The sequence below is a fragment of the Runella sp. R5_40 genome, assembly GCF_057652295.1.
Window position 1 is genome coordinate 1 of sequence record NZ_JBYFCH010000076.1, and the last position, 511, is coordinate 511.

The following is a 511-nucleotide window of genomic DNA, read 5'->3' on the forward strand; positions in this document are numbered from 1 at the left end:
TTACGAATAAAGTTGGGGGAGAGATACGTATCAATCGAATAGGTATTTTAAATACGAACGTCATAGGCGCTATTCGGAATGAGGGAACCTTCACCAACGATGCCGTGATTACCATTGGAAATATTGGACTTGTTCATGCACAAGACGGTATTCTGAATGCTGGAAACAGTTTTACCAACAGTGCCACAGGAATCATTTCTATTGCTAAGCCTTGGGGCAATGGGATATGGAATTCCTCAGGTACTTTCCAAAATGCGGGCAAAATCACGATTAGTAATGTGTTTAATGCTAGTGAAGGAAGTTTTAGCACGGGTATTCTGAGTACGACAGCTTTTACCAATACCACAGGTGCAAAAATCTACATTGACCAAGTGCAGAGCGGCATTGTTTCTACCCGTGCGTTTACCAATGCAGGTTTGATTCAGATGGGAGAAAATGGTCCTTTGACAGGTAGCGGTATAGCTAATGTACAAGGAGTTAATGCCGTGTTTAACAACAATGCAGGTGGAGA

At 42.3% G+C, this 511-nt stretch carries 1 protein-coding gene; it reads left to right on the top strand.

Annotated features, from left to right (window positions below):
• The coding region (locus AC23N5_RS31455; protein ID WP_487758569.1) for a hypothetical protein at positions 1-511 on the top strand (511 nt) is incomplete at both ends.